At 45.8% G+C, this 22,934-nt stretch carries 25 protein-coding genes; 17 read left to right on the forward strand and 8 right to left on the reverse strand.

The features are described from left to right. Window positions 1-61: 61 nt before the first annotated feature. Window positions 62-1,687, forward strand: a complete 1,626-nt coding sequence (locus tag MH144_RS24425) for an ABC-F family ATP-binding cassette domain-containing protein (protein WP_239304928.1) — start codon at window positions 62-64, stop codon at window positions 1,685-1,687. Between the two features lie 108 nt (window positions 1,688-1,795). Here MH144_RS24425 and MH144_RS24430 read toward each other — a convergent pair whose 3' ends face one another. Beyond that, window positions 1,796-1,984, reverse strand: a complete 189-nt coding sequence (locus MH144_RS24430; RefSeq protein ID WP_095292429.1) for a hypothetical protein — start codon at window positions 1,982-1,984, stop codon at window positions 1,796-1,798. 291 nt (window positions 1,985-2,275) lie between these two features. On the opposite strand from MH144_RS24430, the gene MH144_RS24435 reads away from it, so the two are divergent. Next, entirely contained in the window at window positions 2,276-3,163 is an 888-nt protein-coding gene (locus MH144_RS24435; protein WP_239304929.1) for a cation diffusion facilitator family transporter, read from the forward strand. 90 nt (window positions 3,164-3,253) lie between these two features. Here MH144_RS24435 and MH144_RS24440 read toward each other — a convergent pair whose 3' ends face one another. Together MH144_RS24440 and MH144_RS24445 are read right to left on the reverse strand one after the other, a co-directional pair. Continuing rightward, a complete protein-coding gene (locus tag MH144_RS24440) occupies window positions 3,254-3,718 on the reverse strand; it encodes a hypothetical protein (protein WP_239304930.1) in 465 nt (154 codons plus the stop codon). A 411-nt stretch (window positions 3,719-4,129) separates the two neighbouring features. Continuing rightward, window positions 4,130-4,294 (reverse strand): DUF1328 domain-containing protein, encoded by a 165-nt coding sequence (locus MH144_RS24445; RefSeq protein WP_082704249.1) that lies wholly within the window; start codon window positions 4,292-4,294, stop codon window positions 4,130-4,132. 217 nt (window positions 4,295-4,511) lie between these two features. Here MH144_RS24445 and MH144_RS24450 point away from each other — a divergent pair, with 217 nt between their 5' ends. From MH144_RS24450 to MH144_RS24500, 11 genes are all read left to right on the forward strand, one after another. After that, complete coding sequence (locus MH144_RS24450) at window positions 4,512-5,024, forward strand: DUF948 domain-containing protein (RefSeq protein WP_239304931.1); 513 nt, start codon at window positions 4,512-4,514, stop codon at window positions 5,022-5,024. Window positions 5,025-5,095: 71 nt separating this feature from the next. Further along, the gene (locus MH144_RS24455; RefSeq protein WP_239304932.1) at window positions 5,096-5,629 is read left to right on the forward strand and encodes a hypothetical protein; all 534 of its coding nucleotides are present in this window, start codon (window positions 5,096-5,098) and stop codon (window positions 5,627-5,629) included. A gap of 102 nt (window positions 5,630-5,731) precedes the next feature. Next, a complete protein-coding gene (locus MH144_RS24460; RefSeq protein ID WP_095292442.1) occupies window positions 5,732-6,076 on the forward strand; it encodes a YflT domain-containing protein in 345 nt (114 codons plus the stop codon). A gap of 335 nt (window positions 6,077-6,411) precedes the next feature. Then, entirely contained in the window at window positions 6,412-7,581 is a 1,170-nt protein-coding gene (locus tag MH144_RS24465) for a PP2C family protein-serine/threonine phosphatase (protein WP_239304933.1), read from the forward strand. Then, window positions 7,578-11,297 carry a response regulator gene (locus MH144_RS24470; protein ID WP_239304934.1) on the forward strand — a complete coding sequence of 1,240 codons (3,720 nt, stop codon included), beginning with the start codon at window positions 7,578-7,580 and terminating at the stop codon, window positions 11,295-11,297. The genes MH144_RS24465 and MH144_RS24470 overlap by 4 nt, the downstream gene beginning before the upstream one ends. Window positions 11,298-11,368: 71 nt before the next feature. Continuing rightward, a complete protein-coding gene (locus tag MH144_RS24475; RefSeq protein ID WP_127539871.1) occupies window positions 11,369-12,241 on the forward strand; it encodes a CheR family methyltransferase in 873 nt (290 codons plus the stop codon). A 16-nt stretch (window positions 12,242-12,257) separates the two neighbouring features. Further along, on the forward strand, window positions 12,258-13,931 hold the full coding sequence (locus tag MH144_RS24480) for a response regulator (RefSeq protein WP_239304935.1): 1,674 nt from the start codon (window positions 12,258-12,260) through the stop codon (window positions 13,929-13,931). Window positions 13,932-14,017: 86 nt separating this feature from the next. Next, complete coding sequence (locus MH144_RS24485) at window positions 14,018-14,356, forward strand: STAS domain-containing protein (RefSeq protein ID WP_095361785.1); 339 nt, start codon at window positions 14,018-14,020, stop codon at window positions 14,354-14,356. Window positions 14,357-14,374: 18 nt separating this feature from the next. Beyond that, window positions 14,375-14,827, forward strand: coding sequence for an anti-sigma B factor RsbW (gene rsbW / locus MH144_RS24490; protein WP_095292459.1), 453 nt, complete (start codon window positions 14,375-14,377; stop codon window positions 14,825-14,827). Beyond that, window positions 14,824-15,597: a sigma-70 family RNA polymerase sigma factor gene (locus MH144_RS24495; RefSeq protein ID WP_095292462.1), complete on the forward strand. Its 774-nt coding sequence runs from the start codon at window positions 14,824-14,826 to the stop codon at window positions 15,595-15,597. The genes rsbW and MH144_RS24495 overlap by 4 nt, the downstream gene beginning before the upstream one ends. A gap of 126 nt (window positions 15,598-15,723) precedes the next feature. Beyond that, window positions 15,724-16,752: a magnesium transporter CorA family protein gene (locus MH144_RS24500; protein WP_239304936.1), complete on the forward strand. Its 1,029-nt coding sequence runs from the start codon at window positions 15,724-15,726 to the stop codon at window positions 16,750-16,752. Between the two features lie 12 nt (window positions 16,753-16,764). Here the strand turns inward: MH144_RS24500 and MH144_RS24505 are convergent, their stop codons facing one another. The 4 genes from MH144_RS24505 to MH144_RS24520 all read right to left on the reverse strand — a co-directional run bounded on the left by MH144_RS24505 (window position 16,765) and on the right by MH144_RS24520 (window position 18,762). Continuing rightward, window positions 16,765-17,130 carry a DUF5665 domain-containing protein gene (locus tag MH144_RS24505; protein ID WP_239304937.1) on the reverse strand — a complete coding sequence of 122 codons (366 nt, stop codon included), beginning with the start codon at window positions 17,128-17,130 and terminating at the stop codon, window positions 16,765-16,767. A gap of 78 nt (window positions 17,131-17,208) precedes the next feature. After that, window positions 17,209-17,616, reverse strand: coding sequence for a YtxH domain-containing protein (locus MH144_RS24510; RefSeq protein ID WP_239304938.1), 408 nt, complete (start codon window positions 17,614-17,616; stop codon window positions 17,209-17,211). Window positions 17,617-17,679: 63 nt separating this feature from the next. Further along, window positions 17,680-17,937, reverse strand: a complete 258-nt coding sequence (locus MH144_RS24515) for a GlsB/YeaQ/YmgE family stress response membrane protein (RefSeq protein WP_239304939.1) — start codon at window positions 17,935-17,937, stop codon at window positions 17,680-17,682. 129 nt (window positions 17,938-18,066) lie between these two features. Next, on the reverse strand, window positions 18,067-18,762 hold the full coding sequence (locus MH144_RS24520) for a phosphatase PAP2 family protein (RefSeq protein ID WP_239304940.1): 696 nt from the start codon (window positions 18,760-18,762) through the stop codon (window positions 18,067-18,069). Between the two features lie 179 nt (window positions 18,763-18,941). Here MH144_RS24520 and MH144_RS24525 point away from each other — a divergent pair, with 179 nt between their 5' ends. Next, a complete protein-coding gene (locus tag MH144_RS24525) occupies window positions 18,942-19,961 on the forward strand; it encodes an asparaginase (RefSeq protein ID WP_239304941.1) in 1,020 nt (339 codons plus the stop codon). A gap of 142 nt (window positions 19,962-20,103) precedes the next feature. Further along, on the forward strand, window positions 20,104-20,829 hold the full coding sequence (locus MH144_RS24530; protein ID WP_239304942.1) for a pirin family protein: 726 nt from the start codon (window positions 20,104-20,106) through the stop codon (window positions 20,827-20,829). A gap of 125 nt (window positions 20,830-20,954) precedes the next feature. Here the strand turns inward: MH144_RS24530 and MH144_RS24535 are convergent, their stop codons facing one another. Beyond that, the gene (locus MH144_RS24535; protein ID WP_095292560.1) at window positions 20,955-21,179 is read right to left on the reverse strand and encodes a DUF1128 domain-containing protein; all 225 of its coding nucleotides are present in this window, start codon (window positions 21,177-21,179) and stop codon (window positions 20,955-20,957) included. A 157-nt stretch (window positions 21,180-21,336) separates the two neighbouring features. Here MH144_RS24535 and yyaC point away from each other — a divergent pair, with 157 nt between their 5' ends. Both yyaC and MH144_RS24545 read left to right on the forward strand, forming a co-directional pair. After that, the gene (gene yyaC / locus MH144_RS24540; protein WP_239304943.1) at window positions 21,337-21,879 is read left to right on the forward strand and encodes a spore protease YyaC; all 543 of its coding nucleotides are present in this window, start codon (window positions 21,337-21,339) and stop codon (window positions 21,877-21,879) included. Window positions 21,880-21,988: 109 nt separating this feature from the next. Continuing rightward, window positions 21,989-22,783, forward strand: coding sequence for an alpha/beta fold hydrolase (locus tag MH144_RS24545; RefSeq protein WP_239304944.1), 795 nt, complete (start codon window positions 21,989-21,991; stop codon window positions 22,781-22,783). The last annotated feature ends 151 nt before the right edge of the window (window positions 22,784-22,934 follow it).

Raw genomic sequence — 22,934 nt, forward strand, 5'->3', positions numbered from 1 at the left:
TTGAATCCATGATTGCTATGAATGCAGTAGCAGATTATTAAAATAAAGGATGGTATGCTTAATGATTAGTACAAGCGGCATCACGCTCCGCTACGGAAAACGTGCACTTTTTGAAGATGTGAATATCAAGTTCACGCCAGGCAACTGTTATGGCCTGATCGGCGCCAACGGAGCCGGCAAATCAACATTCCTGAAAATTTTGTCCGGTGAAATTGAAGCAAACTCGGGAGAGGTGCACATCACCCCGGGCGAACGTATGGCCGTTTTGAAGCAAAACCACTTTGAATATGATGAGTACCCGGTTCTCGAAACCGTAATTATGGGCCACAGCCGTCTTTACTCCATCATGAAAGAGAAGGATGCACTGTATGCCAAAGCGGACTTTACAGAAGAAGATGGTCTGCGTGCCGGTGAGCTTGAAGGTGAATTCGCCGAGCTGAATGGCTGGGATGCTGAGCCGGATGCAGCGGCACTCCTAATCGGTCTGGGTATCGATCGTGATATGCATGAGAAGAAGATGACAGAGCTGAGCGGTAATGAGAAGGTTCGTGTCTTGCTGGCACAGGCGTTGTTTGGTACTCCAAACAATTTGCTGCTCGATGAGCCTACCAACCACTTGGATCTTGAATCCATTCAATGGCTCGAGAACTTCCTGATGGATTATGAAGGTACAGTTATTGTTGTATCCCATGACCGTCACTTCTTGAACAAGGTATGTACGCACATTGCGGATATCGATTTCGGTAAAATCCAGCTGTATGTAGGTAACTATGACTTCTGGTACGAATCCAGCCAACTGGCGCTCGCGTTGCAGCGTGATGCGAACAAGAAAAAAGAAGAGAAGATTAAAGAGCTGCAAGCCTTTATTCAACGCTTCTCGGCGAATGCGTCCAAGTCGAAGCAAGCAACTTCGCGTAAGAAACAACTCGACAAAATTACGCTGGATGACCTTCGTCCATCAAACCGTAAATACCCGTTCATTAACTTCAAACCTGAGCGTGAAGCAGGTAAACAATTGTTGACATTAGATCGCATTAGCAAGTCAATTGATGGTGTGAACATGCTGAATGATATTAGCTTCGTGGTAAACAAAGGGGATAAAATCGCATTTGTTGGCCCGAATGGTAATGCCAAATCGCTGTTGTTTGACATCCTTATGGGTGAAGTGGAAGCGGATAGCGGTGAGTATACTTGGGGTGTAACAACATCACAGGCTTATTTCCCGAAAGACAACTCCAAATATTTTGACGGTGTAGACATGACTCTGGTGGATTGGTTGCGTCAGTATTCCAAAGATCAGGACGAAACGTATCTTCGCGGATTCTTGGGTCGTATGCTCTTTTCAGGTGAGGAATCCTTGAAAAAGGCAAGCGTACTCTCCGGAGGAGAGAAAGTTCGCTGTATGCTGGCAAAAATGATGCAAACGGGTGCTAATGCACTGATTCTAGATGAGCCAACGAACCACTTGGATCTCGAATCTATTACTGCCCTGAACAATGGTATGATTGATTTTGACGGCACGATGCTGTTCACGTCCCATGACCATCAGTTCATTCAAACCATTGCTAACCGGATTATCGAAATTACGCCAAATGGCATTATTGATCGCCAAATGAGCTATGATGAATATCTGGAAAGTGACGAAATTAAAGAACTGCGTAAAAAAATGTACCCGGTTGAAGCTTAAGAATAATTATTGGGGTTCAGAACCCCAAATGTAAATAAAAAAGAACCGTAAGCCCTGTTGAAAGGAGCTTGCGGTTCTTTTTCTTGCGTAAGCAGACCCGGGATTTCTCTAGGATCCACCTGTACGGCGGCGCTGATTGTTGGGCTTTTTATTGTTTTGGCTCTTCATCGCTTTTGGCCCGCCTTCAAAATAGGCACTGGATTGGTTACCAGAGTTCGCCTGTTGTTTCTTCTGCGCCAGTTTCTGGCGTATGGCATCCTGCAAACTGATTTTTTTCGGTTCAGTGTTTTCGCTCATCATTGTTTCCCTCCCGGTCTTACAGTAAGCCGTCCGAATTGGACGGGATGTACCTATTTTATACGTTTTGCAAAAGCCCCACAAGGGCAACCTGATAATAAGTGGGGATCCTTCACTTTTTGACTAGGCCAACACTCTTTCTCTAAGCCTACAGCAATGCAGCTTGGCAACTTTGTTTCGGCTTCCCTACAGCCATGCAACCTGGCAACACTGTTTCTATAGACCCACTAGGGTGGCATTTGGTACCATGTAAAAACCGTAATACGAAACGTAAAAGGAGTGTCGCCCGGTTTGAACGCTTATGAAGAAATACGTAAAGGGGAGCGAGGGGCTTGGGTCAGCATCGCAGCTTATCTGATCTTATCCGCCTTTAAGCTAATCTGTGGATATTTATTCGCTTCCAGCGCATTGCTGGCAGATGGTTTTAATAACCTTACGGATATTGTTGCTTCGGTTGCCGTATTAATCGGACTTCGGATTTCCCAGAAACCACCCGACTCAGATCATGCTTATGGGCATTTCAGAGCAGAGACCGTTGCTGCTTTAGTAGCTTCCTTCATTATGGCCATGGTTGGACTTCAGGTTTTGGTTGAAGCGGTACGTTCATGGTATGAAGGGGACTTTGCAGCACCTAACTTATGGTCTGCGGCCGTCGCTGGGATCTGTGCGGTAGTTATGCTGGGCGTATACCGATATAATCATCGCTTGGCGCTGCAGATTAACAATCAGGCGCTTATGGCAGCGGCCAAGGATAATCGATCAGATGCCTGGGTGAGTATCGGCGCGGCAGTCGGCATTGTAGGCGCCCAATTTGGTTTACCGTGGCTGGACAAGGTAGCTGCAATTGCTGTAGGACTTCTAATTTGCAAAACGGCATGGGAAATTTTCCGGGATTCCACGCATCGGTTAACGGACGGATTCGATCAAGATCAGTTAACAGATCTTAGATCATCTGTAGCTCGGGTTCCTGGAGTAGAAATGATTAAGGACGTCAAGGCACGTGTACATGGGAGCCATGTGCTTGTGGATGTAGTCATTGAAGTGGATGGCGGGCTTAGTTTAATTGAAGGTCATCAGATCTGTGATCAAGTAGAGGAACGGTTGAAGCGTTCACACAATATTATGCATGTTCACGTGCATGTTGAGCCGAGAATGGAAGATCAGGCAGAACATACATGAATGATCTGAGTAAAATATTTTGTTTAAAAAAAGAGGACAGTCGCTATGAGCGCTGTCCTCTTTACTTATGTTCAGAACGATTATACGATACTATTGGATGGCAACGTGGATCCACGCTTTGCCTTTCCAAGTGTATACTTGAACCCATTCGCCGCCATCGAAACCGTCTACAACTTCACCAGTTGTATCGATCACTTGGGCACTCAGTGCACCGATTGGTTTGCCGTTAGGTGCATCGTAGAACCAAGTGCGCTCCAGAAGGTTAAGCAGCATAGTAGGTACAAGAACCTCATCACCTGGTTTTACAACAGGCTCGTCAAAGATTTTGTCATCATCCGTGCCATATGTTGCGCCAGTAACAGTTTCTGCTGTACCTTCAACGGTTTCTACAACCGGTTTGTTTACTTCAACAGCAGGTGTTGTTTCAGCAGGTGTTGTTGCCTCCGTTCCTGTCTCCGGAGTTACTGTTCCAGTAACCGCTTCCTCAGCACCGGCAGCAGCAGCCATTGAACCCATCAAAGTCAAAGCAGCGGCAAAACTTACGATTTTTTTCATTGTTTTTTCCTCCTCGGGTTAGGTATGTAATTTGTTGTTCTGTGTTAAAAGTAACCAAGCGACCTCACTTGTGAATCAACATTTTAACAATATTTTCTTTTATTCTCCAGAGTCAACTGGAGCAATTGTGGGTATAAGGGAAACTTGTAAATATCAGACCTCAGTGGGAGAAAACCGGGCTGGCTATGTAAAAAAAGTCCTGTTTGTGGATAAATACTGGTTTAAAGAGAAGCGGGAATGGAATAGGGAAGAAAGGAGTGTAATACATAATAATTAGATGGGGGGACCTTGTGCCCTGGGACAATCGTTGCAAAAAAAAGGGCAAACACATAACAAAAGCCTAACGGCTTTTGCAAGCACGCTAGGCTTTTGTATGTAATCTGATAAAGAGGTTATCAAGAGCAACCTGATTCATCGCATTCGGCTGCGTCCGGTAATCAGGGAGATTACGAACAATACAACAAAGATGAAGAAGAGGACTTTGGCAATGGAAGCAGCTGCCTCAACAATACCGAAAAATCCGAAAATCCCTGCAACAAGAGCAATAACTAGAAATAGTACAGACCATTTCAACATGTGTATTCATCCTTTCGTTTAGGAATATGGGGTCAGCGATGTTCATTCCGCTGCCGTGTGTAGTTGTTCTTTAACCTGGGGGTTTTGCAATGAAACATCCATCAATTATCCAAAAACAGGGAAGACGGTAGTCCGTTCTAATTTTGTTTCGCGCCTGAAATGGTCGGGTAACTATAGCAATAACAAAACGATGTATATGAGAAAGCGAGGTTCTTCTATGATCTATCAAATTAGTGTTGCCTTGATTGCGGTAGCTTTTGCAGTGTTGGTTTTCTTTTTGATTCGTACATTGAAATCTGCTCAGGGCTCACTGGACAATGTGTCCAAGACACTTCAGGAAGTTCAGAAAACGATTGACGAACTGAGTTATGAAGTGAAACAGACGGTAAGGCATGCCAATGATATTACGGTTGATGTGCAGCACAAGATGAAACAAATCGATCCGGTAATGGAATCGGTACAAAATTTGGGAGAGGTTTTGAATGAGGTAACCGAGGCTGCCAAACAGGTATCCACGACGATGATCGCCAAATTTCAAACCAAACGCAACAATCAAGAGCAGCAAAACAAACGTGCAGAGGTAGCTAAAGTACAGACAACGCCTGCCACACCTACAGATCGGACCCTGCAAAGTTATCAGGCTACATATAACGATGACCCAAAGGGCGGGAAAAACTGGGTGAAGTACATCGATCTGGCGGCTAATGTGTGGCAACGTATGCGTAAATAACATGACCGCTGTGTAATCCTGAATGTCTTTCAGAGCGGTGATGAACTGAACTTGATGAAAGGGTGAGAATCATGATGAAACTATTGCTGGTAATGTTTAGCGTAATTTCTCCCTTTTCCGTTCAACCGGCAGCGATACCTGCTGCTCAAGATATGCAATGGACGGTAGTGGAAGAAGAAGTGCCAGAGGTTACTCTGGCTGCTGATCGATCCGGACCGGTTCGGCATTTTCAGACTCTGAATGGCATTTCTCTGGATGATAGCAAAGGTCATATTTTATCTGAGAAGGGTCAGCCCCTTCACAAAAAGGCAGATCCATATCTGGGATGTCCCGAATATGAGTTTGCTGACGTCAAGGTTGGACTCTGTGAGGATACCGGAGAGATCCAGTATATCCACATTGATGGAACTGAAGACCGGTTGAAACTTAACCAGCAGTGGATTGACATGAATGTCGAATCCATCCGCCAGGCTTTGGGTGAGCCGTATGTGGTAGCTGAAGATGGAGAAGTGTACCTGCGGGGTAATCAAGCCATTAAGGTTTATATCGAGCCCGGCACCGAGCAGATTGACGGAGTCGATTTGTTTGAAGATCATCTCCAGTAGCGTAGAAATGGTTTCTTATTAAAGAAGCGTTTCAAATTAATATGGCAAGGTTAAATATTAAAAGTAGCTCGAAAAGAAGATTATCAGAGGAGAGTGGAGACGATGAATTCAACCAATGCGCAAGCTTATGCAAAAGTGGTGGAAAACGGAGTTCAAGCGGTAGAAGCAGTGAAAGAGCTGCAGAACACCGGTTACCTTGCTGATCACATCTTCGTTCTAGCCCACGAGAAGGATCGTACGGATCGAATTGCTGATACTGCGGATGCCAAGGAAATAGGTATTAAGGAAGAAGGCGTATTCGACTCCATGGCGAATTTGTTCCGATCACGCGGTGATGAACTCCGAGCCAAAATAGTATCTATGGGCTTTACAGAAGCTGAAGCAGACTTTTACGAGAGTGAACTCGATAAAGGCAAAGTGCTTGTTATTGCCAAGAAAAAGGATTAAATGGTTCAAATGGTAACTGAAGCATCCTGAACAGGACGAGCTTCAGATTCAAAAACATAGATAAGGAATGGGGATATCCCCATTCCTTATCTATGTTTTTGCGAGTTTGGAAGCGGGATCAGAACGCGGGCAAAAACAGGGCGGCGAGCAGGTGTTTTTTCCTGTGGTGGTGCCATTTACTGATAGAAGTTTTTTGCTTTTACGATTATAGTTATAGTAGGAAATATTATGTCTACTGCTGTATTGAACGCGAAAAATGTATATTTTGGGTTGTTACACGACTTGATAAAAATCGACAAACCCGGAACGGAACGCCACAGATAAGGGAGATAGAAATGAAAATACTTATTGTTGACGACAATCCGACGAATGTCATTATTATTCGAGAAATTCTGAAAAAAGAGAACTATCGTGACATTTTAACGGCAAGTTCAGCCATGGAAATGTTTGAAGTATTGGGAATTGGGGAGGAAAACAACGAACTACGTCCCAGACCGTCGGATATTGACCTGATTTTGCTAGATATGATGATGCCTGAAATGGATGGAATTGAAGCTTGCAGTATTGTGCAGAAATTCGAGAATCTTAAGGATATTCCTATTATTATGGTTACAGCGATCGGGGACTCGAAGAAACTTGCCGAAGCATTGGATGCGGGAGCATCGGATTATGTAACCAAACCGATTAACAAGGTGGAGTTAATGGCCCGAATTCGACTTGCTCTCCGTTTGAAGCAGGAGAAGGACTGGCATAAGGAACGCGATCAACGCATTCAGGATGAACTTAAGCTGGCTGCCATGGTGCAGAATGCGGTGTTAAGTCCGGCCATTGACGAGCCGTTGTTCCATGTGAATGCCATCTATAAACCTTCATTTGAACTTGCAGGAGATCTCTACTCCTGGTACCCGCTGGGTGAAGGCCGCTATGGAGTATTGCTGCTGGATATGATGGGGCATGGAATTTCGTCATCCCTGTTTACCATGTTTATAGCTTCGGTATTGAAGGATACGGTTACGACCTACGTAGACCCTGAGAAGGTGATTCAGGAGTTGAATCGTCGCTTTAATCAGCTGCATCTGGAAAAGCAGTTGGTACAGTACTATTTTACAGCCATATACCTGGTAGTAGATACCCGAATGAAACGCATTGACTATGTCAATGCGGGGCATCCACCGGCATTATTTTTCCAGGAAGACGGGAGTGTAACGACATTTGATGCCGTATGCTGCCCGGTAGGTTTGTTCGACAAGATGGATATTGAACCACAGACCATCCACTATGAGGGTGACGGACACATTGCGCTTTATACTGATGGACTGCTTGAGGCTGTTCAAGGGGATCAGGAGGAGCAACTGGAATTCCTGAAAGAACAGCTGAAGGGCTCGCATGAATGGAATGAAGCAAACATGCAGGCTACGTTCTTTGATGACGAGATTCCCCAAGAGCGAGATGATGATAAATGCCTGGTGTGGATTACGTTAAATAAAGGGGCGGAAACTGAATGAAGATCAGAAATAAGCTGCTGATTGGTTTTACCGCACTCATGGCCATATTGATTGTACTTACATTTGTAAGCTATGAACGGCTGAATAGCAGCAATCAACAGGTTGATCAGATGTACCAGGAGCGGTATTTGAAGGTTAGATATACTTCGTCTGTACGCGGAGAAGTTAATGATATAGCGAAAGTACTGGCTAACTTGTTGCTTAACCCAAATAACTCAACGAACGCTGCTGAAAATGAGCTGAAGGAAATGCAGGAACGGGGAGAAGGTTACCTGAAGGAAGTTCGTGAACGGGCGGACAGTGCAGGCGAGCATCAACTGGTCGATCGTGTTAATGCTGCCTGGGATTCATATAATTCATATGCGACTAGACAGATCAGCTTGATGGCCCAGGGACGTGCGGAGGATGGGAACAACTACCGCAATTCAACGGGCCTTGCCGTGCAGAAGGAAGCTGTAGATAGTTTAAACGCGCTCTCCCGTTTTCAAGACCAGGAGATTGATACGGAAATCAAGCAAGCGAACGAAGAGTATAACCGTGCCGTTCAGATTACAGTAGGCATTATGGTTGGCGGATTGCTGCTCGCACTTGGTGTGATTTTATGGGTACTTCCGAGCATTACAAGAGGTCTGAATACAGTCTCGATGATGATTACAAGTTTCGGTAAAGGTCGTTATCGCACCATCAGACGCATTCAGGTCAGGTCTACAGACGAAATTGGCCAGATTGCCAATGTGTTCAAAGAGGTATCAGCTGATCTGGAAGAAAAACAGGAAGTCGAGAAGGCTTATATGCAGGCACAGCAGGATCAGAACTGGATGAGCTCCAACATAGCCAGAGTGCCTGAACTACTGCGTGGTGTTGGTTCCATTCGCCAGATCTCGCAAATGTTTATCAGTGAGTTTACTCCGGTCCTTGGAGCACAGCTCGGCGTGGTTTATCTGATTGATGAAGAGAAGCACCCCGATGAGTTGAGAAGATATGGGGCATACGCCTTCGAGGAGAACGAGGACATTGGCAAGGAAGTATATCGGGTTGGCGAAGGTTTAATTGGTCAAGCTGCCCTTGATATGAAACCGATTATTCTTGAAGATACGCCTGAAGATTACATCCAGATTGGTTCAGCATCGGGTTCTACCCGCGCAACCAGCATTATGATCTTCCCTGTCGTTTTTGAAGATGAACTGATTGGTGTTGTCGAATTGGCTTCTTTTGAAGGTTTTAATGATCTGCATAAACAATTATTCTCTCAGCTCATTATGAATCTGGGTGTCATTCTTAATAACGTACGCCGCCGTCTTCGTGTGGAGGAGTTGCTGCGTGAATCCCAGGCTCTTACAGAGGAACTTCAGGTACAGTCCGAGGAACTGCAGACACAGCAGGAAGAATTACGACGTTCCAATGAAAATCTGGAAGAACAGACAGACGCCCTCAAACGTTCCGAAGAACTGCTGCAGCGTCAGCAGGAAGAACTGGAGCATTTTAATACCGAATTGATTGCCAAGACTCGTGCTCTTGAAGAGCAGGTTCGTGAAGTCGAAGAGAAAAATGACGAAATTGAGAAAACGAAAACGCAATTGGAACAGCAAGCCATGCAGCTGTCGATGACCAGCAAATACAAGTCCGAATTCCTGGCAAATATGTCGCATGAACTTCGGACACCGCTGAACAGTCTGCTGATTCTGTCTCAATTATTGTCTGAAAACAAAGAAGGAAATCTCAGCAGTAAACAGCAGGAATACGCTCAAACGATCTATATGTCTGGTGCGGATCTGCTTAAAATGATTGACGAAATTTTGGACCTGTCCAAAGTAGACGCAGGAAAAATGGATATCAATTATGAAACGGTTCGAATGGATGAGTTGACCGCTTTTGTGAAACAAAACTTTGGCCCCATGGCCAATAAAAAAGAACTGGATCTCAATATTGAATTTGAAAGTAATATACCCGAATGGGTATACACTGACAGCCATCGCGTGAAGCAAATTTTACGCAACTTGTTGTCGAATGCCTTCAAGTTTACCAACCGGGGATCCGTTAGCATTATTGGACGGAAGATGAAACCGGAAGAACTTCCGGGGTATCTGAACACCAATCAGGAATACATTGGATTTACCGTGAAGGATACAGGAATTGGAATACCTTCAGACAAAACAGATCTGATCTTTGAAGCCTTCCAGCAAGTCGATGGAACAACCAGTCGCAAATACGGCGGTACCGGACTGGGCCTATCGATCAGCCGTGAACTTGCACGTCTGCTTGGTGGCGCGATTCAGGTCGAGTCCTCTGAAGGTGTGGGCAGTTCGTTTACGTTATATCTTCCGGACAATCATGAAGAAGCAGCTCCGGAAGAGGAAGGAGCTTCCCTGGCTGCCGCATCTGCCGAGTATGATTCGTCTGCAAGCCGATCCGGGACAATACGTTCAAGCAGGCAAACGGTCATTGCTCCAGATCCTGATAGTACTTCCCTAATGAACATGCCAGCAAACGACACGGCTGTTTCCGTCCAGATTGATGATGATCAGGAGAATCTAACGGATGGTGACAAAATTCTGCTTATTATTGAGGATGACGTGAATTTTGCTCACATTTTGATGGATATGGCGAGAGGAAGAGGATTTAAGGCAATTGTGGCAACACAAGGGGACAAGGGACTTGAAATGGCCCGTCAATATTTGCCGGATGCGATTATTCTCGACATTCAGCTTCCGGTCATGGATGGTTGGGCGATTCTGGGCGAACTGAAGAGCAGCTCGGCAACACGCCATATACCGGTACATGTTATTTCCGTGATTGATGATATGAAGCAAGGATTGATGATGGGTGCCATTGCCTACCTGAAAAAACCTTCCAGTAAGGATTCACTGGATAAAGCCTTCTCGCATATCGAATCCTATACAGAGAATCAGTTGAAACGTTTGCTAATTGTGGAAGATGACGAAGTACAGCGCAAAGCAATCATTGAACTCATCGGACATGACGATGTTGCCATAACGGCAGTGTCTACAGGCAGCGAGGCTTTAACTGAACTCCATAGCCAGAGGTACGATTGCATGGTGCTGGATCTGATGTTGACGGACATGACCGGATTCGAGTTGCTTGACCAGATCAGGGATGATGAATATCTGAACGATCTGCCGATTATCATCTACACAGGCAAAGAGCTGGATAGCAAGGAAGAAATGAAGCTGCGCAAATATGCGGAGTCCATCATTATCAAAGATGTGAAATCACCTGAACGTCTGCTTGATGAGACAACCTTGTTCCTTCACCGGGTAGAAGCCAATCTGCCGGAAGACAAGCGCAGAATTCTGCAGAAGCTGCATAACAAGGAAACCTTGTTTGAAGGTAAGAAAATACTGCTCGTGGATGATGATATTCGAAATGTATTTGCCCTTTCGAGTGTGCTCGAAGGTTACCGAATGGATGTTACGTTCGCTGAAAACGGCCGCGAAGCTCTTGAGATTTTGGATAAGAATCCGGATATCGACCTTGTGTTGATGGATATGATGATGCCGGAAATGGATGGATACGAGGCGATGACACGTATTCGGCAGATTCCGAGATTTGAGAAGTTACCAATTATTGCACTGACGGCCAAAGCCATGAAAGATGATCGGGGCAAGTGTATTGAAGCTGGTGCTTCCGATTATGTGAAGAAACCGATTCAAACAGATCAATTGTTATCATTAATGCGCGTGTGGCTGTATTCGTAACCCAATAGTTTGGGTAATGAACAACAATACAACTATTACGTAAGTAACAAATGAAGAAGTGGAGAGAATCTATGACACCGTGGGAACCTACCGAGGCTGATGAACAATCGGTCCGCATGCCGCAAGATGAAGAACGCGAATTGATTGAGATTGAGTTGTTATTGGAAGGTATGCACCGTCTGTACGGATATGACTTTAGAAATTACGCATTGCCATCTTTGAGACGAAGAATCTGGCACTATGCACATTCGGAGGGTCTTAAAACGATATCCGGGCTTCAGGAAAAGGTTCTGCATGAGCGTTCAGCATTCGAACGGTTCGTACAGAATCTGTCCATTCCTGTGACCGAAATGTTTCGTGATCCTGCGCTCTTCCGGACATTCCGTGAAAAGATCATACCTGTGTTAAGGACCTATCCTTATATTCGGATTTGGCACGCAGGCTGCTCCACGGGTGAAGAAGTGTATTCCATGGCGATTATGCTGCATGAGGAAGGGTTGTATGACAAGGCACGGATCTATGCCACCGATATGAATGACCGCTCACTGCAGCAAGCCAAGGAAGGCGTATATGGTATTGAAAAGATGAAATTATACACTACAAATTATTTGGAGGCAGGGGGTACTAGAGCCTTCTCCGAATACTATACAGCGAAGTATAACTCGGTTATGTTTCATCCTTATTTGCGAAAAAATATTATTTTTGCAGAGCATAATCTGGCAACAGACCGGTCATTTAACGAATTTAACGTTATTTTTTGCCGCAACGTCATGATTTATTTTAATGATGAATTAAGGAATCATGTGCATGGGCTATTTCATGAGAGCTTGAGCCATTTTGGCATTCTTGTTCTGGGATCCAAGGAATCGATCCATTTCACAGAATTCAGCGATGCTTACGAGCCGTTGGACCGGACGGAAAAAATATACCGGAAGATCAAATAGGGGGTTATGGTTAGCCATGGGGCTCAATGAACCAATCCACATATTATTGGTAGATGACCGCCCCGAGAATCTGCTTGCTCTAGAAGCAGTTTTGGAATCGGAACAGTATAAACTCGTCAAGGCAACTTCTGGAGAAGAGGCACTTCGATGCTTGCTTAAAGACGAATTTGCGGTCATTGTGCTTGATGTGCAGATGCCTGGAATGGACGGAATTGAGACAGCGAAGTTAATTAAAGCGCGTGATAAGTCAAAGGATGTACCCATTATCTTTATCTCTGCCAACAGCAGGGAAGCAGAACATTTATTTGCGGGATATTCGGCAGGTGCCATCGATTATATGGTGAAGCCGTTTATCCCTCAGATTCTAAAATCCAAAATAGAGGGTTTTGTCGAAATGTTCATTACGAACAAACGGCTTAAAACCCAAACCATGCTGCTTCATCAGAAAACGCAGGAACTCGAAAAAATGAATCAGCAGCTGATTCAGGCGAAAGAGGAAGCGGAAATCGCAGCCAATGCCAAAACCGAGTTTCTGGCGATGATGAGTCATGAGATCCGTACACCGATGAATGGTGTTATCGGGATGGTTGATTTGCTGATGGAGACAGAATTGAAGGATGACCAGAAGGAATATATCGATATCGTGAGAAAGAGTGCGGATGCACTTGTCACGGTTATTAATGATATTCTTGATTTTACCAAAATGGAATCCGGGAAAATGGAGCTGGAGGAGCATCCGTTTGATCTCGTTACATGTATTAGAGAGGTACTCGGCCTGTTTGCTGTGGAAGCAGGTAAAAAGAATCTGGAGCTGGACTACTTCCTCGAGGATTCTGTCCCTGCCTTGGTGTACGGCGATATGGCTAGACTGCGTCAGGTCCTGATGAATTTGATTGCCAATGCAATCAAGTTTACGGACCAGGGCGGAGTCTATCTGATCGTATCTGTTAACGAAGAAAAAGACGGTAGAATGACCTTGGAATTTGCAGTAAAGGATACTGGTATTGGGATATCCTCAGACAAAGTGGATCGCCTGTTCCAGCCATTTTCTCAGTTGGATACATCGATGACACGCAAGTACGGTGGAACTGGCTTGGGACTTGCCATTTGCCGGACGTTAGTGGAAATGATGGGCGGAAGCATTCATCTGGATACGAGTGAGAAGCGTGGTGCTACCTTTGTCTTCACTATTCAGGTTCAACGCTATGTGGAGACGGAACTGATTATCGGTAATGGAGAAGAACAACCGGAGAATATGGAACGTTATGAAATGCAGCCTTCCGTATTGATTGTCGATGATCACCCCATTAACCAAAAGTTGATGGCAATTATGCTGAGCAAGCTGGGCTTCACTTCGGATACCGCAGAAGATGGACAGAAAGCGCTGGATATGGTTCTAGAGAACCCTGGCTATGATTATATATTTATGGATTTGCAAATGCCGGTTATGGACGGATTGGAATGTACACGTAAAATTCGGGAAAGTCTTCCGAAGGAAAAGCAGCCTGTTGTACTGGCCATGACCGCCAATGTAATGGAGGGCATCCAGCAGCGCTGCCTTGCTGTCGGAATGGATGATTACATCAGTAAACCCGTTAAGATGGGCAGTGTGAAGCAAAAATTGTCGCGATTTCAGGAAGAGCGCCAGAGCTTCAAATCAGCCTCGTCAGCCATGAATCGAGCCAATTGAAATAATTGCTAATTATGATTTTGTTTCATCTGGGCTCAAGTTGGGTTATTAGGTAAGGAAACCATTGATCAGGAGAGAGATGTCTAATGAATACAAATAAAAATGAAAAATTCAATGCAAAGACCGAAACACAAAACGGCGTGTGCACGGTATATCTTACCGGCGAACTGGATTTGTCGGTAGCTCCTGAATTTCGTTTGGTCATGGAGCCGCTTGTGGACAACAAGGAACAAGATTTGATTATCAATATGAAAGACCTGAAGTATATCGATAGCACAGGGATTGGAATCCTGTTATCTGTTCTGAAAGCACGGCATGGAATGGAAGCTCGTTTTGAAGTACAAGAAGTTCCTGCGCAGATTCAGAAGCTTTTTGATATGACGGGTATTGCCAAATTCTTTGTCTCACAGAAGAATTCCCAATAGGAAAGGATCGAAAAAGGAATGAATGCAGAAGTTCAAAGAGTCACCCTAAACTTACCGGCGACAGCTGATTACGTGGATATTGTAAGACTGAATCTTTATGGTGTAGCGTCCAAAATGGGATTTTCTTATGAGGACATCGAGGACATGAAAGTAGCCGTATCTGAGGCTTGTAACAACTCTGTGTTGTATGCCTACTCACACGAAGGCGGCATGGTTGAGGTTGTTTTTGAAGTGGACAGCGAAACACTGGCTATTACAGTCAAGGACGAAGGTGCGAGCTTCGAAAACGTCAACCCGGCAGTATCCCGCGCAGGCCTTCATGACACTGAGCTGACGGATGCCCAAATTGGTGGACTCGGATTCTATCTGATGCAAGCCCTGATGGATGACGTCAGTGTGGAAAGTGAGACGGGCAAAGGTACGAAAGTCGTACTCGTAAAACGTCTTGCAAGAAGTGAGGAGAAAGTATGAACGAAAAAGTGACTCCCCCAGAGTCCATGTCTGAATCCGTAGGTTTGATCTGGGAATACCAGCAGACCAAGGATAATGAAATTGCAACAGTTCTTATCCGCAAATATGAACCGATGGTGAAGATGGCGGCAGGTAAGATTGCCCGGAATCGTCCGGATCTGTACGAAGATTTGTACCAGACTGGCCAAATGGCTCTGATACGGCTTCTACAGCAGTACGATATTAATCTGGGCATCCCGTTTGAACCTTATGCTATGAAGAGCATGATCGGTCATATGAAGAACTACCTTCGGGACAAATCCTGGTATATTCAGGTGCCGCGACGAATCAAGGAAAAAGGAGCACTTGTTCAGCATGCCATTGATGAATTGACGGTGAAGTTTGAACGCTCACCTAGCGTGGATGAGATTGCTGAATACCTTGACCTGACCCCAGAGGAAACCATCGAAGTGTTAGCTGGTCGGGAATGTTATCACTACGTCTCACTGGATTCTCCATTATCTCAGGATGAAAGTGCGGCAACGCTTGGTGAATTGATCAGTGCAGACGTAAACGACTTTGATTCGGTGGAGAAGCGGATGGACTTGCAGCAGGCATTGGGACAGTTGAAGGAACAGGAGCAGAAGGTGCTGATTTTGGCCTTCCAGGATGGTCAGTCTCAACGGGCAATAGCTCAAAAATTGGGAGTATCCCAAATGAGTGTTTCCCGAATTCAGAAGAGAGCTACTGAAAAATTGAAACAGATCATGTCAAATGCTTCAATGCTATGAGATGTGAACCCCTGATGTTGTTAAGTACGGCATAAGAAGGACACGTTATTCCACTGGAATACATACGTGTCCTTTTTTGAAATTTGTTTTGAATGTGTTGTTTATTATGAATCCAGGAGTGATGTTGTGACGGTGGATCGGGTCAAGCTGGCAGCCAGGCGCGACAAGTTAACATTTTCGGAGCAGTGGAATTGGTGGGACTGGGTGGCACCAGAAGACGGGGAGATGGCCCAAGTAATAGAGGGGCTTATTGAGGAGTTTCCAGAGATGCAATACTTCCTTCGTAAGATCCCAGAGGTGCAGTCCAATTATCTGTCTGTACGATACTTGAACGGGACAGATCCGGTTATATTTGGTTCACTTCTATATGCAGTCAAAAATGAGAAAGATAGTACACGCAAAGACAATCAGATGTTTTTCTACGTCGACCAAAAAAGTTTGGTAACGATTAATTTGGATGATAACACCAGAGGGATCATGAATACGGGAGAACGCTCTGCCATGCTGCAGCAGTGTAACACAGCTCGTGATGGGATGTTTGTTCTGTTTCGGGCCATATTGCACTACTATCATGTGGGCATGGATCAGTTCGAAATGCATTTGCGTGAACTTGAACGGAAGATGGAATCGCGTAATGCTCGAACATTGATGGACCAAATTCTTGAAGCGCGATTTGAGCTTTTGTATTGGAGCAATCTGTTTATCCCTTATTCTGAATTAATGGCGGCAGCACGTGAGGCCTATCTGGATGATATTGAGGACAGTCGTTTCTTCAAGCAGCTGCAGTACCGGATCGAGCGAATGGAACGTCTCTTTCAGCATTATGAAAAAGAAATCGATACACTCATTTCCATAGATAATGCGACTTCCGGTGTTCGTGGTAACGAGATTATGAAGACACTGACCATCGTCACTTCGGTATGTACGCCCGCAACGGCTGCCGGTGCAATCTGGGGAATGAACTTCGAGAACCTGCCCTTGATTGACAAGACATGGGGAGTTGTATTGGTCATCGGACTCATCCTCGCCAGCATGGCTAGCATGTATGTATGGATGATGATGAAAGGGTGGACGGGAGATCTGTTAAAGTTGAAGCCCACGCAGCGACCGGCTGATGACCCCGGGAAACGGGGGAATTCCGTGCGGAAGGGATGATTGCTCTTTAATCTAGCTCTTGTAATCTTCGATATATCCAAGCAGATCTGCAATGTACTGTCCCACAATCGGCATGTTTACAAATTGACTGAGTATAAGACCTAAGAGACCAAGTACAACAAAGGTTCCGAGGGTAAGTCCAAGTCCTCTCGCCATACCAGCAGTGAAATTGGTGATAATCCGTTTTTTGGGGCTGGTGTAATTCTCGATAATATCCTTGATCTGTGCCTTTTCCAAACTGTCCGCAAGCTGATCCAGACGTGTGTTCAGCTTTTTGACTTCATGGCGCAATTCAAAAGGATGCTCTGCCGTATCATACTGCTGCGATGGTTTGCTTCCAGTAACGGGGGTATTTCCGTTTATTGTGACTTTGCTCATGTGAGTCCTCCTCCTATTACAATGGATGAAAAATAGCCAGCTGAAACTCAGCTGGCTATTGACCATTCGCTCAAGCCCTTACAGGCTGGTCGAATTCAGCTCTTTTCGTGCATCTTCCTTTGCTTCCTCGGAAGCGGAAGCAACTTCGCTGGTCGCTTTGGAAGCTTCATCCGCCACATCCGCGGAAGCTTTTCTTACTGAATCCATGACGTCGTTACGGCCTTGATTCACCGTTTTTGCGATATCGGACGTTTTGGTAGAAACAGTTTTAGCCAGTTCGGTAGCCTTGTCACTGACAACGGCTGCAACTTCCTTGGTGCGGTCGGTAACCATGCCAACCTTCTCGGAAAGATCGCCGCGAAGTTCGCGTCCTGGTTTAGGTGCGAAGAGCAATGCTGCTGCTGCTCCCAGCAAGCCACCGATGAAAATGCCTTTTGCGAAAGTCGAACCGCTTTGTACAGGATATTGATCTTCTGCTTTATTCATGTCTAATCACTCCTTCTTCAAATTAAAAAACGTTTACGAAACAACGAACACCTTGTTGACCGATCAGGCAGCCTGTCTGAACAGCCTGGACACAAGCCCCAGCAAAAAGACAAAGAGCGCTGTACCAATAATGGCAGGGATCACGGCGAAGTTGCCGACAACGGGTCCCCAGTTACCAAGTAACAGTGCACCCAGCCAGGCACCTACAAAACCGGCAACCATGGCTCCAATGATGCCCCCAGGCATATTGTGACCGGCAAGTGCATCTCCAATGAGGCCGATGATAACTGCCAAGATGATGCTGAGAATAATGCCCCACATAACAACCGCCTCCTTTACACTTGATGCAGGATGTTGTCTGTTCGCGTTTGCTTACTTCGTATATAAACGTCGTGCATCAAGCTGAAACAACTGAAGCAGATATGGGCATCCTGGAATTTGGAGGAAAATTCAGATCATTCGTTTGATTGCACCCATCATGCACACAAGCCAGGCAAGTCCGGCAACGAATCCGGCAAATACATCGGTAGGATAGTGCACACCTATCATAATCCGGCTGATTCCGATGAGACCGATAAACCCTATACCGCACACAATAGGCAGCATAATGGAGGCAGACCGCGTCTGTCGTTCAATGGCCCAGATGACAAAAAACATGCCGTAAAATCCCATCGAAATCATGGCGTGACCGCTGGGGAAGCTATATCCATGAACCGCTATTAAATGTTCGAGTTCAGGCCGGCTTCGACGAAAAATTTCCTTGAGCCCTGTGTTAAGCAGCCACATGACTGCAAAGCTGCCCAGAATGACATAGCCATAGATGGAGTATCGTGAATTGCGCTGTATAAAGAAGAGGGCCGCTGCACAGACTGCGGCTAATGCCGAGATCTTGAAAGAACCAATGGCAGTAATGAAGGAAATGACAGGCAGAAGTGCAAGACGAGATTCAGAATGGAGATAAAACCAGTGTTGAATCCGATCGTCCAATTGAATAATAAAATGAGTCCCCAGCCAGGCACCTAATATGGCCAAAATAATGACTAGAGCAGAACTGAACAGAACACCTACTCCACTCCAGACAAAAAGGGAGCGCCAGGCTATACGTGGGGAATTTCTAAATAAAGAGGAATTGCTTTCACGCAGCATAAATGAGATCTCCTTCAATATAAAGTTGGTTAATCATTCCAAGTTGGTATAGGCTTACCCGAAAAGCATGTCGAAAAAACTGAAAAAACATCGCTTTTGTACTATAATTTAAAGATATCCCATGCGGCGTTGTGACGCAAAGCAGAGATGAGACTGGGAGCATAAAGGAGAGAACTCGCATGGAGAGTGCGTTGTTAGTTAAAGAATTTCGTGCAGGCGTGATGGAATGCGCCCACTTTGGACACATAAGCATCACGAATGAAAATGGAGGTGTCGTTTATTCGGCAGGGAATCCGCATTTCAGAGCATTTACCCGCTCATCTGCCAAGCCTTTTCAGGCGATCCCAGGCATCCGTGCAGGGATTGCAGCCCATTATGGGTTAACATCCCAGGAAATTGCGATCATGGCATCTTCCCATCGTTCGGAGCCAGAACATATTGAAGTATTGGAGAAATTATCAGCCAAACTTGGATTGGGAGAAGAGTGTTTGATTTGCGCGGCAAGTTACCCGCTGAACGAGGAGAGCCGGAATCAGTGGCTACGTAGTCAAGGGGAGAAACGAAGAATCTTGCATAATTGTTCGGGAAAACACCTTGGCATCCTGGGTTACAGTCAGATGAAAAACTTCGATCTGGACAGCTATGCGGAGCGGGAACATCCGGTGCAGCTTGAAATTCTGGAAACGATGGCTTCTATGGCTGGAATTGAGCAGAAGGAAATTGAACTCGGGACGGATGGCTGCGGCTTTCCGGTATTTTCGTTGCCTTTATCGGCGCTGTCGAATGCGTATCTGAAGCTGGCTTGTCCGGATTTAATTGAAGATGAACCGACACGCTCGGCAGTGGAAACCATTACGTCTGCCATGAATGATCAACCTCTTATGGTTGGAGGAACTGGACGGGTGGATTCGGTGCTTCTTGAAGACAGCAATATTGTTGCCAAAGGCGGCTTCAAGGGGGTATTCGGTTTTGCATTGAAAAAGGAAAGGCTCGGGATAACATTTAAGGTGCTCGATGGATCTGAGGATGAGTGGGCATGGATTGCTAAATCGATCCTGGAGCAGATTGGATATTCCAATCGGACAACCATCGAACGACTGGCTCAAGTGTTCCCTCCTGAAATTCGCAATGATGCCGGAAATATTGTGGGATACGCGGATTGTGAATTCGTGCTTCACTCACCTGAGGAAAGCGTATAACCATAAGCTAGGGGCGTGATTAGAATCTCCGGACCCCGGGTAAAGATGAGATACCAACAGGTATTCATCTAAGCATTCATATACACGCAAGACCTGCTGCGAGATGTAGGCAGCAGCTCTAAACCCTTGGAGGTGGATGAACATGATTAAAGTAGTGACATCGGAAGAAAGGCACACGTCGGATCGAGGTTGGATACACAGTGAGTTCAGCTTTTCTTTTGCAGATTATGACGATCCAAGCAATGCCCATTTTGGTTGCCTGCTGGCTCATAATGACAACACGCTGATGCCGCAGGAAGGCTTTAAACGACATCCACATCATGACCTGGAAATTGTGAGTTACGTGATATCCGGTAAGCTCAAGCATACAGACAGCATGGGAACCGAACAGGTACTTGAGCCGGGAACGGTACAGGTGATGAGTGCTGGCACCGGTGTGGAACATTCCGAGACCAATCCGTCCGAGGATGAACCGGTACGTTTCCTGCAGATGTGGTTCCTGCCGTCCCAGCGCATGCTGAAACCGTCGTATACGAATCGGCAATTTGATCCGCAGGAACAGCTGAACCGGCTGTGCCCTGTTGTATCCGGGCAGGGAGGGGAGGGAGCCGAAGGCGCCCTTCCAATTTCACAGGATGTGACCTGTTATCTGACCCAATTGGAGTCTGGTAAAAAAATCATGTATCCACAGCATGAAGACAGACGCACACATCTGTTTCTGATCAGTGGTCATGTGGATATCGCCTGTGCAGATGGTAATTTCAATCTGAAGCCAGGGGATGCTGCCCGTATTCGGAAAAGCTGTGATCTGCAAATTACGAGTACAGGGAGCGAAATCGCAGAATTCGTACTGGTAGACTTGCCTTAACTTGCTTAAACGACAAGTCATGTTAAGCAAATGAGGGTATCAAGTATCAAAAAAGATAAAAAGGACCTGCTCTCCACTTGGTGGAGGCAGGCCCTTTTTATTTGTATGAATGAAGTGGGTTACAACTAAGCTTTACGCAGGTTTCCCAGTTCGGAAGCAACAGCTTCCACTTCGGAAATACTCAGATGCTCCTTGCTCATCACCATCTCATACAGATCATGCAAATCTTCGTATTTGTCGAGGGGGAAAGCCGAAGCCTGCATGGCAGCACCGCTGGCCATACGCAGCTTGGTTTTAATCGCTTCAATCATATATTCCATATTGGCCGCGTTCGGTTGTGTCAAATCCATCGTTATGTCCATCCCTTCCGTATCGGAAACTGTTGTCATTGTATCATGATTGGACAGGCACAGGCCAATGTTTTGCGGGAATCCCCCTGTATCGGATAAAATGTAAAATACAATACTCATTCACAATGCTTCCTTACGTGTAAAGGAGGGAAAAAGATTGGCAGCATACAAGCGTGAAATGGTGCGCCACCAGAGTCGTGAAACCCCAAAAGGTGTGCCGGGAGAGGACCTGGTTTTATTTTTCAAACATATTTATGAACAACATTCACCTGATGAAATAACATTTGTCTGTATTGGAACCGATCGTTCCTCGGGAGATGCGCTCGGGCCTTTGACAGGAAGCCTGCTGGAGGAGCGCGGAGTGGGTCATGTTGTAGGGACGTTGTCAGCTCCTTGTGATGCAGATACACTGGAGAAACGAATGTCTGAGATCCCGGCACATCATGCCATTGTTGCAATTGATGCCTGTCTGGGCCCAAAACATGCCACAGGTACATATTATCTTTCGCATCATGCATTGAATCCCGCTCAATCCGTAGGGGGGAAGCTGCCACCTGTTGGACAATATAGTGTGGCAGCTGTAGTAAACGTCAACGGTCCCAGACCCTATTCCATCCTGCAGATGACTTCGCTTCATCTCGTCATGAACATGTCCCGAATGATCGCTGATGCTGCGTTTGAGGCGAGAAAAATGAAATAAACGTTTCATTCATGGGATGAAAGCTTAATAATATACAACTTGAACGACAAGAAGTTGGTTATATACAATGAATGTAATCAATTCAATTCGCGCAGAGAGAGGGATTCATATGGAAAAAGTGATATGTGATGGAACGACGATATGTTATGCCGAACAAGGCAAGGGAGAAGCGCTTATTTTGCTTCACGGATACTGCGGCAGTTCGTCATATTGGGATGAAGTTGTGCCGGAGCTTGCACGTCATTATCGCTGCATCGTACCCGATCTGCGTGGACACGGTAAGACTGATGCCCCTATGGGCAATTACACAATAGATCAGATGGGCAATGATGTTCTCCAGTTAATGGATGAGCTAAATGTGGACAAGGCAGTCCTGCTCGGGCACTCCATGGGAGGATATATCGCCCTTTCCATCGCTCAGCGTCATCCGGAGCGACTGAAAGCCTTTGGTTTGATCCATTCTACCGCATATCCGGATAGCGAAGAAGGCAAGGAAAAGCGCCTTCGTGCGGTATCGGCCATTCAGACGGATGGTATTGTAAGCTTTGTGGATGGATTGGTTCCGGGATTATTTGCCCCTGAGCATCTGGAGCAGTTATCGGCAAAAGTATCACGTGTGAAGGAAATCGGGTACCAGACGGCACCTCAGGGTGCAGTTGGAGCCGCGCTAGCTATGCGTGAACGTCCGGATCGCCGTGATGTTTTATCGGCTACACCGCTACCGGTTTTGCTGGTTGCAGGTGAAAAAGACTCCGTGATTCCGCCGGAACGTACGTTTACGAGCGATAAACCGCATATTGTACAAGCGGTCATTGCCGGGGCCGGCCACATGAGCATGTATGAAGCACCCGAACAGTTGATTCAGGTTATTAGTCAATTTATGAATGGTTTACCTAAGGCGTAAATCTCGAAATTCATTATTTTCAGCAGAGTCCATCATTGTATATACCGTTACAATAGGCAACCCCTGTATCGTCTGTATAAGACGACGGGGGTTTTTTTGCATCTTGGAATCCAAGAGGAGGTCCTTTTTTGGCTTTTTGATAGGGCATGAA

This window comes from Paenibacillus sp. ACRRY (assembly GCF_022346995.1).
Taxonomy (GTDB): Bacteria; Bacillota; Bacilli; order Paenibacillales; family Paenibacillaceae; genus Paenibacillus.

What these genes read in the sequence shown, in the direction of transcription:
- MH144_RS24470 (WP_239304934.1), top strand. Translation starts at nt 7,578, where the DNA reads ATGAAGATCAGAAATAAGCTGCTGATTGGTTTTACCGCACTCATGGCC.
- MH144_RS24515 (WP_239304939.1), bottom strand. Translation starts at nt 17,937, where the DNA reads ATGTGGGGCATTATTCTCAGCATCATCTTGGCAGTTATCATCGGCCTC.
- MH144_RS24440 (WP_239304930.1), bottom strand. Translation starts at nt 3,718, where the DNA reads ATGAAAAAAATCGTAAGTTTTGCCGCTGCTTTGACTTTGATGGGTTCA.
- rsbW (WP_095292459.1), top strand. Translation starts at nt 14,375, where the DNA reads ATGAATGCAGAAGTTCAAAGAGTCACCCTAAACTTACCGGCGACAGCT.
- MH144_RS24445 (WP_082704249.1), bottom strand. Translation starts at nt 4,294, where the DNA reads ATGTTGAAATGGTCTGTACTATTTCTAGTTATTGCTCTTGTTGCAGGG.
- MH144_RS24425 (WP_239304928.1), top strand. Translation starts at nt 62, where the DNA reads ATGATTAGTACAAGCGGCATCACGCTCCGCTACGGAAAACGTGCACTT.
- MH144_RS24505 (WP_239304937.1), bottom strand. Translation starts at nt 17,130, where the DNA reads ATGAGCAAAGTCACAATAAACGGAAATACCCCCGTTACTGGAAGCAAA.
- MH144_RS24455 (WP_239304932.1), top strand. Translation starts at nt 5,096, where the DNA reads ATGATGAAACTATTGCTGGTAATGTTTAGCGTAATTTCTCCCTTTTCC.
- MH144_RS24535 (WP_095292560.1), bottom strand. Translation starts at nt 21,179, where the DNA reads ATGGATTTGACACAACCGAACGCGGCCAATATGGAATATATGATTGAA.
- MH144_RS24460 (WP_095292442.1), top strand. Translation starts at nt 5,732, where the DNA reads ATGAATTCAACCAATGCGCAAGCTTATGCAAAAGTGGTGGAAAACGGA.
- MH144_RS24495 (WP_095292462.1), top strand. Translation starts at nt 14,824, where the DNA reads ATGAACGAAAAAGTGACTCCCCCAGAGTCCATGTCTGAATCCGTAGGT.
- MH144_RS24480 (WP_239304935.1), top strand. Translation starts at nt 12,258, where the DNA reads ATGGGGCTCAATGAACCAATCCACATATTATTGGTAGATGACCGCCCC.
- MH144_RS24450 (WP_239304931.1), top strand. Translation starts at nt 4,512, where the DNA reads ATGATCTATCAAATTAGTGTTGCCTTGATTGCGGTAGCTTTTGCAGTG.
- MH144_RS24530 (WP_239304942.1), top strand. Translation starts at nt 20,104, where the DNA reads ATGATTAAAGTAGTGACATCGGAAGAAAGGCACACGTCGGATCGAGGT.
- MH144_RS24520 (WP_239304940.1), bottom strand. Translation starts at nt 18,762, where the DNA reads ATGCTGCGTGAAAGCAATTCCTCTTTATTTAGAAATTCCCCACGTATA.
- MH144_RS24430 (WP_095292429.1), bottom strand. Translation starts at nt 1,984, where the DNA reads ATGAGCGAAAACACTGAACCGAAAAAAATCAGTTTGCAGGATGCCATA.
- MH144_RS24465 (WP_239304933.1), top strand. Translation starts at nt 6,412, where the DNA reads ATGAAAATACTTATTGTTGACGACAATCCGACGAATGTCATTATTATT.
- MH144_RS24525 (WP_239304941.1), top strand. Translation starts at nt 18,942, where the DNA reads ATGGAGAGTGCGTTGTTAGTTAAAGAATTTCGTGCAGGCGTGATGGAA.
- MH144_RS24475 (WP_127539871.1), top strand. Translation starts at nt 11,369, where the DNA reads ATGACACCGTGGGAACCTACCGAGGCTGATGAACAATCGGTCCGCATG.
- MH144_RS24545 (WP_239304944.1), top strand. Translation starts at nt 21,989, where the DNA reads ATGGAAAAAGTGATATGTGATGGAACGACGATATGTTATGCCGAACAA.
- MH144_RS24485 (WP_095361785.1), top strand. Translation starts at nt 14,018, where the DNA reads ATGAATACAAATAAAAATGAAAAATTCAATGCAAAGACCGAAACACAA.
- MH144_RS24510 (WP_239304938.1), bottom strand. Translation starts at nt 17,616, where the DNA reads ATGAATAAAGCAGAAGATCAATATCCTGTACAAAGCGGTTCGACTTTC.